The sequence below is a fragment of the Actinoplanes sp. NPDC048791 genome (assembly GCF_040650095.1).
Taxonomy (GTDB): domain Bacteria; phylum Actinomycetota; class Actinomycetes; order Mycobacteriales; family Micromonosporaceae; genus Actinoplanes.
The window spans coordinates 1-11,722 of record NZ_JBEZGQ010000170.1; the positions used below are offsets into that span (position 1 = coordinate 1).

Here is an 11,722-nt window from a genome sequence, read left to right on the forward strand (position 1 = left end):
CGCCGCGGTCCGCAGCCACCGCACGAACCCGGCGAACCACTGCGGATCGGCGACGGCCACCTCGGCGACGAGGGCACGGAACCGCAGGTCGCGATCGTCGGCACCCTCGTAGAAGGTGTCCTCGCCGACCATGAGCGAGACACCGAGCAGGAACAGCTCGGCGCGCGGCTCCCGCAGGAAACCGGGTGCGCCCTGAGCCGTCTTCACCGGCTTCGCCGGTCGGTTGAACTTGGCCATCACGTCCCCCTGACGTCGGGCCGGAGAAGCGACCAGCCGGCCCGCCCGAGTTCGAGGTCGGCGACGGACTTATCCGCTGCTCCCGTCGAGCTGACGGCCGAAAGGCCGCGGGGACTCGAACCCCCGGCGCACGGAGCCTGAAGTAGCCGTTGCCTGCGCACCGGGCGGGCCCGCTGGTCGCGCCTCCCGAGATCAAAGCGGCGACGGAGACTGGCCCTTGCGGGCCTAGGTGACCTGGGCCGCTGGTCGAACCGTCCGAGGACGGTAGCGGGATTCGAACCCGCGTCTCCCCGTTATGAGCGGAAGTAGCCGTCGCCTGCGCACCGGGAGGTGCGCACTGAAAGTAGGCACCGGCGGTGATCACCGGCAACCGAATTCACGACGGCGGGGTCGCCCCCGAACGCCGCTCCCGGAAGGCGATCATGTTCATCCGGTTGCCGCAGCGCACGCTGCAGAACCGCTTGAGGCCGTTGCGGGAGAGATCGAGCAGCAGGCCGGTGCAGTCGTCGGCCTCGCAGACCCGCAACCGGCGCATCTCGTTCATCCGGATCACGTCGATGAGGGCCAGGGCGGCCTCGGCCCGGATGCGTTCCGCGAGCGGCGCGTCGGGCGAGGTCGCGTGCAGATGCCAGTCCAGCGCATCGTGCCGGGTGAGAAACGGCAGGGCGTTCGCGTCGCGCAGCATTCCGTTGACGGACTCGACGGCGTCGTCGCGTTCGAGGGTCCACACCCGCCGGAGCTGGGCGCGGGCCTGCCGCACCTCACGCAGCTCCGCCTCGTCATGGTCGATGCGCCCGGTGTAGGCGAAGCGGGTCAGCAGCCCGGCGAGCTGATCAACGGTCACGAGCTCGTCGTCACCACTGCGCGACGCCCCGGCCGCGGTGTTGCCGAGGGCCACGACGAAGGCCAGCGACTCCTCCGTGTCAGGGGCAAAAAGCAATTTGACTCCTCACTCACACCGGCCTAGCGTCAGGACCGTAAGCCAATTTAGCCCATGACGAACAGACCGAGCCCGGGGAGCTGTCATGAAAACGCCATCGATGTCCACGGGCCTGATCGCCGCCCTGATCTCCTGCGTCTCGTTCAGCACGTCCGGCGCCTTCATCAAGCCCATGCTGGAGGCGGGCTGGTCACCGGTCGCGGCCGTCACCGCCCGGGCGCTCACCGCGGGTCTCGTCCTGCTGCCGTTCGTGCTCTTCTCCCTGCGCGGCAGATGGGCGGCACTGTGGCGGGCACGCTGGCGGGTGCTGGGCATGGGCCTGGTCGGCGTGGCATTCACCCAGGCCGCCTACTTCGCCGCCATCCAGCGCATCCCGGTGGCAACGGCCCTGCTGATCGAATACCTGGCGCCACTGCTGCTGGTCGCGTTCGCCTGGGCGACCACCCGGCGCAGGCCCCGGGCCACGGTCCTGCTGGGCTCGGTGCTCGCGGTCGGCGGCCTGGTCCTGGTGATCGGCCCCGGCGCCCTGCAGGCGGTCGACCCGATCGGCCTGGCCATCGCCTTCAGCGCGGCGATCGGCTGCGCGGCGTACTTCGCCATCGCCGCCCGCCCCGCCGACGGCCTGCCCCCGGTCGCCCTGGCCGGCTCGGGCCTGCTGCTGGCCGGCGTCGTCCTGGCGCTGATCAGCACAACCGGCCTGCTGCCGTTCACGGCAACCTACGGCGACCTGTCACTGTTCGACACCACCGTGCCGTGGTGGGCGCCGCTGCTGGTGGTCGCGGTCATCGGCACGGCCGTGGCGTACGCGTCAGGAATCGCCGCCTCGGCCATCCTCGGCTCCCGGCTAGCGTCGTTCATCGGGCTGCTCGAAGTGGTGTCGGCGTCCATGTTCGCGTGGCTGCTGCTGGGCGAGAAGCTGACGCCGCTGCAGTTCGTGGGCGGGGCACTGATCCTGGGCGGGATCGCAGCGGTCCGGATGGAAGGCTCGGCGCCGTCGGACGCTGCTGACGTGCCCGACGCTGAGAGCCTGCCGGACTCTGTCAGTGCGCCGGCCACTGCTGACGTGCGCGCCGCTAAGGGCGAGCCGGACGCTGCGGGAGCACCGGATGACACGCAGCCCGCCGATCTGGCCGCCGGCCGGATCTGATTCCTTCAGCCGCCGTCGCACGGCCCGAGGCGGCCGGGGTGGTCGTGACGGATAGCCGGTCGCTGCACCGCTGGACGACTTCCAGCCTCGGCGTGACGGTCCGCACCGATGCCACGGCATTCCGGGGGGCTTCTCCCAGTGGACGAGCTGCTCGTCCGCCAACGGGTACTTCGACCTGATCGTCTCGGGCAGCGGCGTCGACTCCCGCATCGTCCCCGATCTGTTCCTTTTCGGCTCGAATTGGAACAACGAGATCGGCTCCGTCCGGATCTTCGTGATCTGAGCCTGTCGCCCGATCTCCGGCTCAGCCGCAGCAGCACCTCGCCTGCGTCCTGACCTGCCGCGCCGCGATGCGCAAAGCGCGACGCGGCGGGCTGGGAACAGCCCGCCGCGTCGTCAGCTCAGTGGATCATCACCGGTGTGTCGAGGCGGCCGTCGCCCTCCTCGGCCGGCCCGCCCAGCTTCGCCGGCTGGCGCTTGCGGGGCAGGAAGGCGATCGGGATGAACGTCAGCAGCACCAGCCCGAAGCCCACCCAGAACGTCGTGGCGAACGAGTCGGCCACGAACTCCAGGCCGCGCTGGATGACCGACGGTTCGACCGGCATCTGCTGGCCGTGCTGGCTGGCGATCGCCGCCCCCGCCTCGGTGATCGGCTCGCCGGTGCGCGGGTTGTTCAGGCCGGGGATCGGCTCCGAGCCGTTGAGCCGGCTGGTCAGGATCACCGACATGATCGCGGAGCCGATCGAGCCGCCGATCTGCTGGAGGATGTTCACCAGGGTGGAGCCGCGCGCCACTTCCTGGCTGGTCAGCGTGCGCAACGCCGACGTCATGATCGGCATCATCGTGCCGCCCATGCCGAGGCCCATCACGAACAGGGAACCGCACAGCAGCCAGTACGACGTGTCCGTGCCGACCTGGGTGAAGGTGAAGAAACCGGCGGCGATCAGGGCCATCGCGAACGGCACCGTACGGCCCACCGGGATCTTGTCGGCCAGGGTGCCGGCGATCGGCATCGTGAGCATCGCGCCGATGCCCTGCGGCGCCATCAGCAGGCCCGCGTTCAGCGTGGACTCGCCGCGCACCTGCAGGAAGTAGCTCGGGAACAGCAGGCCGGCGCCCATGAACGCGATGATGAACACGAACAGCGAGATCGACGAGACGGCCAGGTTGCGGTTGCGGAACAGCCGCAAGTCGAGCAGCGGGTGCTTCGGCTTGAACGAGTACAGCACGAAACCGATCACCAGCAGGGCGCCGACCAGCATCGTGGACCAGACCTTGGTGGCCGTGATCGTGCCGGTCTCCGGCAGCGACGAGACGCCGTACAGGAAAAGAGCCAGACCTGGCGACAGCATCAGCATGCCGACGAAGTCGAACGACTCCGACGACTCGGCATTGTCCTTGGGCAGTGCGAAGAAGGCGTAGACGAGCGCGATCGCGCCGATCGGCAGGTTGATCAGGAAGACCCAGTGCCAGCTCGCCGCCTCGATCAGCCAGCCGCCCAGGATCGGGCCGCCGATCGGGCCGAGCAGCATCGGGATGCCGAGGACGGCCATCAGCCGGCCGATGCGTTCCGGGCCGGCGGCCCGGGTCATGATCGTCATGCCGAGCGGCATCAGCATGCCGCCGCCGAGGCCCTGGAGCACCCGGTACGCGACGAGCTGCTCGATCGAGTCGGCGGTGGCGCAGAGCACCGAGCCGAGCGTGAACAGCAGCAGCGCGAGCATGTAGAGCCGTTTGGTGCCGAACCGGTCGGCGGCCCAGCCACTGAGCGGGATCACCGTGGCGAGCGCCAGGGTGTAGCCGGTCATGGTCCAGGCGACCTGGGCGTACGTGGCGTCGAACTCGGTCTGGAAGGTCGGCAGCGCCACACTGACGACGGTGATGTCGAGGATCGACATGATGGCACCGAGGACCACCACGCCGGCGATCTTCAGCACGGCGGCGTCCAGCCTGTTGGGCGGCGCGGCGGCTTGACCAGTCACGGAGAGCTCCAGGTTGTGTCGGGCAGTGCGGCCGGCGTCAACGTGCTGCACGTTTGGGCGCAGGCCGTGCGCAAAGCGACGATGGTGCCACTGTCCCCGGCGGCCGGCATCCGCTTTTCCGGAGCCGGGGCCGAGCTACCGGGGTTATTCTGCCCTGTGGCGCCCCGGCGGGCGGGGAAGTCGTGCTACTTGAATACGTGAAGCCCGCCACGTCTTCACATTTGCCGGCCCGGTCTACCGTCGGGCTGGTGAGCGGCTACCTCGCGGGCGGAATCGCCATCGGTACGGCACTGCTGCTCGCGGCGTTCGTGATCCGGCGCCGCCGGGCCCGCCGGGGGCGCGATCAGCTCCTGCGCCGCGCGGCCCGCGCCACCGGGCAGATCCACCGCGACGCCCGGCGCGCGCGGCGGGAGACCATCCGTGGCAAGGGCACCGGGGTGAACAGCCGACCGAACAGCGCAGCCATGCTGGGGAACGACGGACCTGTCGGCCTCCCCTGAACCCTCGGCACCACTACGGTCAGCGTGGCGTCACCGGCCATCGGGGCCGGCGACCGGCAGCAGGGTGGCGTGCATGGCGACCGAGTTCGCGCTCGACAACGAGATCATGGTCCTGGACGGCCGGGTGCTGGAGATCTTCCACAGCGGCACGGAGGAGAGCCTGCGGCTGCACGTGGCGCATCTGCGGATCAGCGCCACCCCGAACGGCGACGGCTTCAAGGTGCGCCTGGGGCGGGCGTACGGCGAGGACGACATCATGGGCGGGCGCCGGTGGAAGATGACCGCCGAGCAGTTCGCCGGGTTCCGCGCTTTCATCGCGGACGCCATCGCGGCCCGGGACCGCGGGCCCGGGCGTTAACCCGACCGAGGCCGACCGGTACGGCGGGAGCGAACCATCGCAAGCCCACCGAGGACAACGGCGATCAGCCCCACCGCCACCGCCACGATGGCCCCGCCGAGTCCGTTGCCGGTGCCGACACCCCCGTCGGACGTGGCGATGACGAGCCCGCCGAGCGCGGCACCGAGCAGCCCGGCCACCAGGGCGACCACAGCTCTGGTGCGACCGGCCGAACGGCATCCAATGACCACTCCCACCAGTCCCAGCACGGCGCCCGCACTCGCCCCGAGGCGCCCTGAGCTCATGGTGGTGACGTCAGCGGCGATCGGGTGCGCCGCGGCTGGGGCGGCCGGGACGAGAGCCACCAACAAGAACATCCCGGCCCCGGCGATCGATTTCAGCAGCTTCATGACAGCGTCCTTCCGGTGTCCCGCCCCCGGATTGCCGGGTTACGCCCGATCATGTCGCCGGGCGCATCGCCGGTCATCCCGCCGGAAGACGCACTTCAGGCTGCTGTCACCGGCGTACCCGGCTGCTGCGGCCGCCGCAGATGACAGCGATCTACTGCCGGCGTGGTAGTTGCCGGACCATGACGATGTGGACGGTGCCCGCGTCCCGTAGGATGCGCCCCCGCCGGATGGTTTCCGCCGGCCGGTCCGGCTGGGGGATGCAGGCGGTGAGCAGGTGTCGACCCGGGCGTTGATGACCAGCGGAACTCCGGCATCGTCGGCGGCGGACCGGACGGCCGCGAGCCATTCGGCGTGGGCGCCGGCTTCAGCCCGCCGGCCAGGTGCTCGGTGTTTCCAGGCTGCAGCCGGCGGCGCCGATGTCCCGCAGGCGGTGGACGAGATAGTGCGGCTGCATGCCGTGCCCGGCCTCGGCGTCCACCGGGACCGGCACGGTCCGGATGATCCGTTCGGCCGCGGCGAACATCTCCGGCCAGGGCGCACCCTCGCCGTCGGGAAACCGAGCATGGCCGCGACGGCGTTGCCGGCGGCGGCGACGACCGGGAAGCCGGCCTCGACCACTTCGGTGGCGCTGGCCGCGTCCCAGGCGTCGGGCAGGACGAGCAGCTCTCCGCTGTGGAGGTCGCTCAGATATCAGCCGGCGTCAGGCGCTGTCTCATCGACCGCCGTCTCGGGCGGCGTGCCGTCGTCCGCGGCCGCCAGCTCGATCCGCTCGGTATGGCTCGCCCCGATGACTTCGATGCCTCGCGTTCCGATGTAGCCGGCCAGGTTGAGCTCGACCACGTACGGGACGATCGCGGGTTGACCGATCGGGGGCATGCAACCGACGACCTCGATGCCCCAGTACTCAGGCTTCTGCACGTAGCGCAGCGGATTGAGTGAGACCACCATGTTCGCGAACGGCTTCTGCCCGGCGACGACGAGCCTTGGAGGCGGCGGCGGATAGATCATGAGGGAGACGGTGTCCGCCCGCTCGAAGTCGATGATGCGGCACGACTGGGCAAGGGGCAGGCTCTCTGATGCCGACATGCTAATCACCCGCCACGAACTGAAGGCCCACGACGAATTCGAGCGCCAGCGGCAACGCCATCCAGGTTCGCTGGCCGACGACACCGTCCGCCGAGATGCTCGCCCAGCTCTGGAAGGCACGCACCGCAGCATCGGTGTTCGGCCCGAACTGCCCGTCGATCTTCTGCGGCGTCGTTCCCCACAGGCCCGCAGCGCCCGACGTCAGGACCTGCTGGAGGCTGCGGACCACATCACCCTTCGACCCTTGGCGCAGCGTCGGCATCGCGTTGCCGTCCGGAAGCGCCTTCCATGTCGCTGCGTCCACGACGCCGGTGACCGGCAAACCCTCCGCCGTCTGGAAGTCCCTCGTCGCGGCTTCCGTCTTGGCCCCGAACTTGCCGTCCACGACGAGTGCGGTGTTCGGGGTACGCCGCAGCGCACGCTGCGCCTGACTCACTGTGTCGCCGGTGGCGCCCGGACCGACCGTCGCCATTCCCTCGTTGGTCATGATGCTCCTCGCCTGGCGGAGTGGTGTTCCTGCAGGTCGATGCCCAATGGAGAATCGGCGACGCGGAGCGCGAGAAGAGTGCCTCGGGTACCGACGAAGGCCGTCCCATCATCGGCGTCCATGGATGTCTGGTCAATCGTTCCGCCGACACAGGTCCCGCTGGACCCGGATGCCGATCGTCGACGGACTCACCGACGGGTAGCGCAGAGCTGATCAAGGAACTGGTCGCCACCACCGGCATCACGCTGATGGATCTGCACGGCATCGGGGCGTCCGGCGCCGCACGGCTGCTGTCGAGGTCGGCGCGATCACACGCTTCCCGGAGCGGGGGCATTTCGCGTCCTGGAACTGCACCGCCCCCATCGACGCCTCCTCCGGCGACCAGGTCCGACACCGGCGCGGCCAAAAAGGCATATGGACTGTCACCCTCTCCGCACCATACGAACCTCACCAACTGCCTTGGAGGAGGAGCAGGAGTGGCGGGCTGGGATTCATCACGGTGGTCGCGTTGGCGGCGACGACTACCAGCGCGGCCATGGCCGCCACGGCCGTGAGCAGGCTCAGCCACCGACGTCGGCGGCGCCACGTCACCACCGACAGGCCGATGAGAACGGCTGCCAACAGGCCGACCAGCAGACCCTTCGCCACGTGCCACCGCACGTACTCGTCGAGCATCACATCCAGGGCGGGCGACGTCGGGCCGTTGTGGAGCTGGTCGCGGATCTGAGCCAGGACGGCGATCAGATCGGCGTCGGCGGGGCCGGACGCCAGGATCGGCAGTAACGTGCCGAAGGGCGACACGGCCCCCTGGACGTTGGCGATCAGCAGCACCGCTGCGACGAGCGCGAGCGTCCCGATCGCCGGCCGGAACCGCCGGTGCAGGACGGCCAGCGTCACCAGGACCACGAGCAACGGCAGTGCGATCACCACCCGCGCCAGGTGGTAATGGAACTGGTAGTCGACGAGGTACTGGAGGTCCGGCCGGAAGTCCGGACTGCCCGAGGACCAGTAGCCGACGAAGGCGCGCGGGAAGTCGCCGAGCCGGCCGGGGCCGAACAGCAGCGGCGGGGCGAGAAAGAAGGCCGTGGCCAGGATCATGGCCATGGTGAGGAGCCCGGCGTCACGCCGCCGGGCGGTGGTGGTGATCAAAGAGGACTCCTAGTCGGATCGGCTGCGCAGGTACGCGAGCACAGCGAGGACCCGCCGGTTGGTGTCGTCGCTGACCGGCAGGTTCAGCTTGGTGAAGAAGTTGCCGATGTGCTTGGCGACACCGGCCTCGGTCAGGGAGAGCAGCCGGGCGGCGGCCGCGTTCGAGTGGCCCTGCGCGACCAGGGCGAGAACCTCGCGTTCGCGGGCGGAGAGCTGTTTGAGCGGGTCTCGGCGATGTTGCATCAGCTGCCGTACGACCTCGGGGTCGACCACCGTGCCGCCCTCGGCCACCCGGCGGAGCTGCCCGGCGAATTCGGCCACGTCGCCGATGCGGTCTTTGAGCAGGTAACCGACGGACCGGCCGGAACCCGAGGCGAGCAGTTCTCCGGCGTAGCCGTGCTGCACGTACTGGCTGAGGGCGACCACCGCGAGCTCGGGATCTTCGGTGCGCAGCGCGACGGCCGCGCGCAGCCCTTCGTCGATGTAGCCGGGCGGCATCCGCACGTCGGTGACCACGAGCTGCGGGCGGTGCCGGCGGACTGCGGCCAGCAGTGTGGGGGAGTCCCCGACCGCGGCCACGACCTCGACCCCGAACCGGGGCAGCATCGCGCTCAGTCCCTCCCGGAGCAGCACCGAGTCCTCGGCGATCACGATGCGCACGGCAGCTCCACCCGCAGGATCGTCGGGCCGTCGGTGGGACTTGACAACAGCAGCCGGCCACCAGCCGCGGCGGCCCGGTCGGCGAGCCCGGTCAGCCCCGATCCGCGGGCCGGGTCGGCACCACCGCCGCCCCCGTCGCGGACCTCGACCAGCAGCCGGTCGGCCTTGCGCCGGACCGTAACGGTGACTTCGGCGGTGGCGGCGTGCTTCGCAGCGTTGGCCAGGGCCTCGGAGATCGCCGCGTACGCGAGAGACTCCACCTCCGCCGGGAAACGCACCGAGGCGACATCGACACGTACGTCGAGGGAACTCGCGACGGCCAGCTCCTCGACCGCGGCCTGCAGGCCTAGTTCTCGCAGCGTGCGGGGGCTGATACCGCGGATCAGATCGCGCAGCTCGACCATCAGCGTCTTGGCCTGCTCGTGCGCCGAGGCCATCGCGGCAGCGGCCGGCGAGGACGGCGGTAGGTCGAGACGAGCCACCCCGATCTGCATGGTCAGCGCGACCAGTCGCTGCTGGGCGATGTCGTGCAGGTCGCGCTCGATGCGCAGCCGCTCGGCGTCGAACGCGTGCGCCATCCGGGTCCGGGACCGGGCCACCTCGACCAGGTCCTCGGACGGCTCCGGGTACAGCAGCAGCCGGCCCAGCGCGGCGTGCGCCCCGCCGAACAACGCGATCAGGTAGAGCAGGACCGGGATCAACAGCAGTCCGCCGACGACCCGCCCGACGATTCCGGCCAGGGAGTCCATGACCGAGATCCGGTAGTCCACCGAGATCGGCGTCGAAACGACCACCAGCCCGATCAACCCCAGCACCCCGAGCCACATCGGGCCGACAATGCCCAGCAGCACCGCGTAGGCCACCGCCCGCCAGGTGGCCGGGTCGGTGTAGAGGGCGCCACGTCGCCCGGGCGACAGCGGGGCATCGCCGACCAGCCGCAGCCGCCACCGTTCGGCCCGGGCCATCGAGAGCGTCAACCGGGGGCCGAGTAGCGCGAGCATGCCCACTCCGACGAGCCCGAGGCCGGCCGCCACGATCAGGTGACCACCCGTATGCCCGGAACAGAGCACCACCACGGCTAGGAAAACCGGCGTCAGCGGCACCGCCAGCAGAAGCCACAGAAGGCCCGAGGCCACTGCCGTCGTGGCGCAATAGGCAAACCCGCGCCACGGCCAGGCCGAGATCAGGAACCGTCGCCCAGTCATCGCCCCAAGCAGCGTGTCTGTCACGCGTCCAAAGTTAGGCGGCCGCCCACAACCTCCGACAGCGCGCTGGTTCGACTCTTGAGGTAGACCTGGCACTACCCGTTCGCTCGGCCGCTTCCAGCGTAAGGAGCAAAAGCGAACGGCCCGTTACCCGAACATCGGGAACGAGCCGTTGACCTGCATAAACGATGGTGGGCGATACTGGGATCGAACCAGTGACCTCTCCGGTGTGAACGGAGCGCTCTCCCGCTGAGCTAATCGCCCTCAACGGAGTCAGACTGTACCGGAACCCGGGCCGCGCGCGCGAACCAGGGTCCCGGCGCGTCAGCTTCCGGTGACGAACTTCCAGATCACCGCGGCCAGGTCGATGCCCATGGTGAGCTTGACCGACAGCCAGACCACGGCCGAGATGAAGATGAAGCCGGCCAGGCCGATCAGGGCGCGCATCGGCAGGGACTGCTTCAGCACCCAGTGGGTCCAGGCCTGGACGTGCTTCTTGGTGAAGTGCAGGAGTCGGCGGGCCCAGGCGAACTCGACGGCCAGGATCGCCAGGCCGAGGATCACGATGGCCCAGCCCGGTCCGGGGAACGGGATCAGCACGATGCCGACCGCCACCACGACGGCGCCCAGGACGCCGACGCCGATCTTCAGGGCCAGCCGGCCGGTGGGGTTGGCACGGATCCGGTCCAGGACCCCCGGAGGTGAGTGTTCCTCGGGTGGGGATTCGGTCAGGGGTTCCGATTGGGACATCTCGTTCACTTTCGCGGCAAAGATCGCGGGCTCCCGGTCATTTCATCCCCCAGTGTTCCCCGCCCCCGTCACTACCCGGGAGGAATGGACGTTACCGGAGTGAGTCAACTGCTGGGCCACCCGACGCCGGGCGAAACCGAGTACATGGGCAGAACAGGTCAAGATACCGTTTAACGCCTCCTCCGGAGAGCTTATCGGAAGCGCCTTCCCACTACTGGGTGAGATCAGCGTATGGCGGAGCGTAATGACAGGGATCACCTGAGTATGGGAAACGCGGGGTTCACCAGCCTCGCAGCGGTGCCGGGGGGAGTTCGTCCATGAGTACCATTCGTCCAACGACCGTCGAGGTCGAAACCTCGCTGCGGCTCGTAGCGCCAGATGCCACGGCTCTGCCCGTGCGCGCCAGTCTGCGGTACGACCCAGCCGACCCGTATGCCGTGCACGTGTTGTTCCACGCGGAATCAGCCGGTGGGGAAGCCGTTAGCTGGTCCTTCGCGCGGGAACTGCTCGTGACCGGGCTCGATGAGCCGGCGGGTATCGGGGACGTCCGGGTGTGGCCGTGGGCCACGCCGCGGGGCGACTTCGTGGCTCTCGCGCTGTCGTCGCCAGACGGCAACGCATTGTTCGAAGTGCCGCGCAGTGTCCTGGTCCGGTTCCTGCGGCGCACCTATGTGGTGGTGCCGCGGGGCCGGGAGTCCGATCACCTGGACGTGGACGCGGCGGTCAACCGGCTGCTCGCCGGTCGATAGCGACAGGAATTACCGGGGCGACCCCCGCGGGACCGGCCGGGCCCGACCGGGCCGCCGGTTGGCGGGCCGGGGCGGGGGGCCGG

13 protein-coding genes, 1 tRNA gene and 2 pseudogenes are annotated in these 11,722 nt (G+C 69.7%); 4 read left to right on the forward strand and 12 right to left on the reverse strand.

Annotation, left to right across the window (positions count from 1 at the left end; translation table 11 throughout):
• Positions 1 to 237: pseudogene (locus tag AB0C29_RS15360) on the reverse strand (hypothetical protein); the annotation flags it as partial.
• Between the two features lie 376 nt (positions 238 to 613).
• The gene (locus AB0C29_RS15365; protein WP_360820568.1) at positions 614 to 1,177 is read right to left on the reverse strand and encodes a CGNR zinc finger domain-containing protein; all 564 of its coding nucleotides are present in this window, start codon (positions 1,175 to 1,177) and stop codon (positions 614 to 616) included.
• An 85-nt stretch (positions 1,178 to 1,262) separates the two neighbouring features.
• Between AB0C29_RS15365 and AB0C29_RS15370 the strand changes: the two genes are divergently transcribed.
• Complete coding sequence (locus AB0C29_RS15370) at positions 1,263 to 2,324, forward strand: EamA family transporter (RefSeq protein ID WP_360820569.1); 1,062 nt, start codon at positions 1,263 to 1,265, stop codon at positions 2,322 to 2,324.
• 401 nt (positions 2,325 to 2,725) lie between these two features.
• Here the strand turns inward: AB0C29_RS15370 and AB0C29_RS15375 are convergent, their stop codons facing one another.
• Positions 2,726 to 4,306 carry a DHA2 family efflux MFS transporter permease subunit gene (locus AB0C29_RS15375; RefSeq protein WP_360820571.1) on the reverse strand — a complete coding sequence of 527 codons (1,581 nt, stop codon included), beginning with the start codon at positions 4,304 to 4,306 and terminating at the stop codon, positions 2,726 to 2,728.
• A 248-nt stretch (positions 4,307 to 4,554) separates the two neighbouring features.
• On the opposite strand from AB0C29_RS15375, the gene AB0C29_RS15380 reads away from it, so the two are divergent.
• Together AB0C29_RS15380 and AB0C29_RS15385 are read left to right on the forward strand one after the other, a co-directional pair.
• Positions 4,555 to 4,806, forward strand: coding sequence for a hypothetical protein (locus AB0C29_RS15380; protein WP_360820573.1), 252 nt, complete (start codon positions 4,555 to 4,557; stop codon positions 4,804 to 4,806).
• A 73-nt stretch (positions 4,807 to 4,879) separates the two neighbouring features.
• Positions 4,880 to 5,164: a hypothetical protein gene (locus AB0C29_RS15385; RefSeq protein WP_360820575.1), complete on the forward strand. Its 285-nt coding sequence runs from the start codon at positions 4,880 to 4,882 to the stop codon at positions 5,162 to 5,164.
• Here AB0C29_RS15385 and AB0C29_RS15390 read toward each other — a convergent pair.
• The 9 genes and pseudogenes from AB0C29_RS15390 to AB0C29_RS15430 form a co-directional block, all read right to left on the reverse strand.
• Positions 5,161 to 5,553, reverse strand: coding sequence for a DUF6223 family protein (locus tag AB0C29_RS15390; protein WP_360820577.1), 393 nt, complete (start codon positions 5,551 to 5,553; stop codon positions 5,161 to 5,163). The genes AB0C29_RS15385 and AB0C29_RS15390 overlap by 4 nt on opposite strands.
• Before the next feature lie 364 nt (positions 5,554 to 5,917).
• Positions 5,918 to 6,240, reverse strand: a pseudogene (locus AB0C29_RS15395) (isocitrate lyase/phosphoenolpyruvate mutase family protein).
• A gap of 3 nt (positions 6,241 to 6,243) precedes the next feature.
• Positions 6,244 to 6,639 (reverse strand): hypothetical protein, encoded by a 396-nt coding sequence (locus AB0C29_RS15400; protein WP_360820579.1) that lies wholly within the window; start codon positions 6,637 to 6,639, stop codon positions 6,244 to 6,246.
• Between the two features lies 1 nt (position 6,640).
• Positions 6,641 to 7,126: a peptidoglycan-binding protein gene (locus tag AB0C29_RS15405; protein ID WP_360820581.1), complete on the reverse strand. Its 486-nt coding sequence runs from the start codon at positions 7,124 to 7,126 to the stop codon at positions 6,641 to 6,643.
• 447 nt (positions 7,127 to 7,573) lie between these two features.
• A complete protein-coding gene (locus tag AB0C29_RS15410) occupies positions 7,574 to 8,275 on the reverse strand; it encodes a hypothetical protein (RefSeq protein WP_360820582.1) in 702 nt (233 codons plus the stop codon).
• A 9-nt stretch (positions 8,276 to 8,284) separates the two neighbouring features.
• Positions 8,285 to 8,935, reverse strand: a complete 651-nt coding sequence (locus tag AB0C29_RS15415; protein WP_360820584.1) for a response regulator transcription factor — start codon at positions 8,933 to 8,935, stop codon at positions 8,285 to 8,287.
• On the reverse strand, positions 8,923 to 10,140 hold the full coding sequence (locus tag AB0C29_RS15420) for a histidine kinase (RefSeq protein WP_360820586.1): 1,218 nt from the start codon (positions 10,138 to 10,140) through the stop codon (positions 8,923 to 8,925). Before AB0C29_RS15420 ends, AB0C29_RS15415 begins: the two co-directional genes overlap by 13 nt.
• A 189-nt stretch (positions 10,141 to 10,329) precedes the next feature.
• A tRNA-Val gene (locus AB0C29_RS15425) sits at positions 10,330 to 10,404 on the reverse strand.
• 60 nt (positions 10,405 to 10,464) lie between these two features.
• Entirely contained in the window at positions 10,465 to 10,890 is a 426-nt protein-coding gene (locus tag AB0C29_RS15430) for a TIGR02611 family protein (RefSeq protein ID WP_360820588.1), read from the reverse strand.
• Positions 10,891 to 11,207: 317 nt separating this feature from the next.
• On the opposite strand from AB0C29_RS15430, the gene AB0C29_RS15435 reads away from it, so the two are divergent.
• Positions 11,208 to 11,639, forward strand: a complete 432-nt coding sequence (locus tag AB0C29_RS15435; protein WP_014446635.1) for an SsgA family sporulation/cell division regulator — start codon at positions 11,208 to 11,210, stop codon at positions 11,637 to 11,639.
• Positions 11,640 to 11,722: the final 83 nt, after the last annotated feature.

Coding starts and splice junctions, on each gene's coding strand:
- AB0C29_RS15370 (WP_360820569.1), top strand. CDS start 1,263: ATGAAAACGCCATCGATGTCCACGGGCCTGATCGCCGCCCTGATCTCC.
- AB0C29_RS15385 (WP_360820575.1), top strand. CDS start 4,880: ATGGCGACCGAGTTCGCGCTCGACAACGAGATCATGGTCCTGGACGGC.
- AB0C29_RS15390 (WP_360820577.1), bottom strand. CDS start 5,553: ATGAAGCTGCTGAAATCGATCGCCGGGGCCGGGATGTTCTTGTTGGTG.
- AB0C29_RS15400 (WP_360820579.1), bottom strand. CDS start 6,639: ATGTCGGCATCAGAGAGCCTGCCCCTTGCCCAGTCGTGCCGCATCATC.
- AB0C29_RS15405 (WP_360820581.1), bottom strand. CDS start 7,126: ATGACCAACGAGGGAATGGCGACGGTCGGTCCGGGCGCCACCGGCGAC.
- AB0C29_RS15420 (WP_360820586.1), bottom strand. CDS start 10,140: ATGACTGGGCGACGGTTCCTGATCTCGGCCTGGCCGTGGCGCGGGTTT.
- AB0C29_RS15430 (WP_360820588.1), bottom strand. CDS start 10,890: ATGTCCCAATCGGAACCCCTGACCGAATCCCCACCCGAGGAACACTCA.
- AB0C29_RS15435 (WP_014446635.1), top strand. CDS start 11,208: ATGAGTACCATTCGTCCAACGACCGTCGAGGTCGAAACCTCGCTGCGG.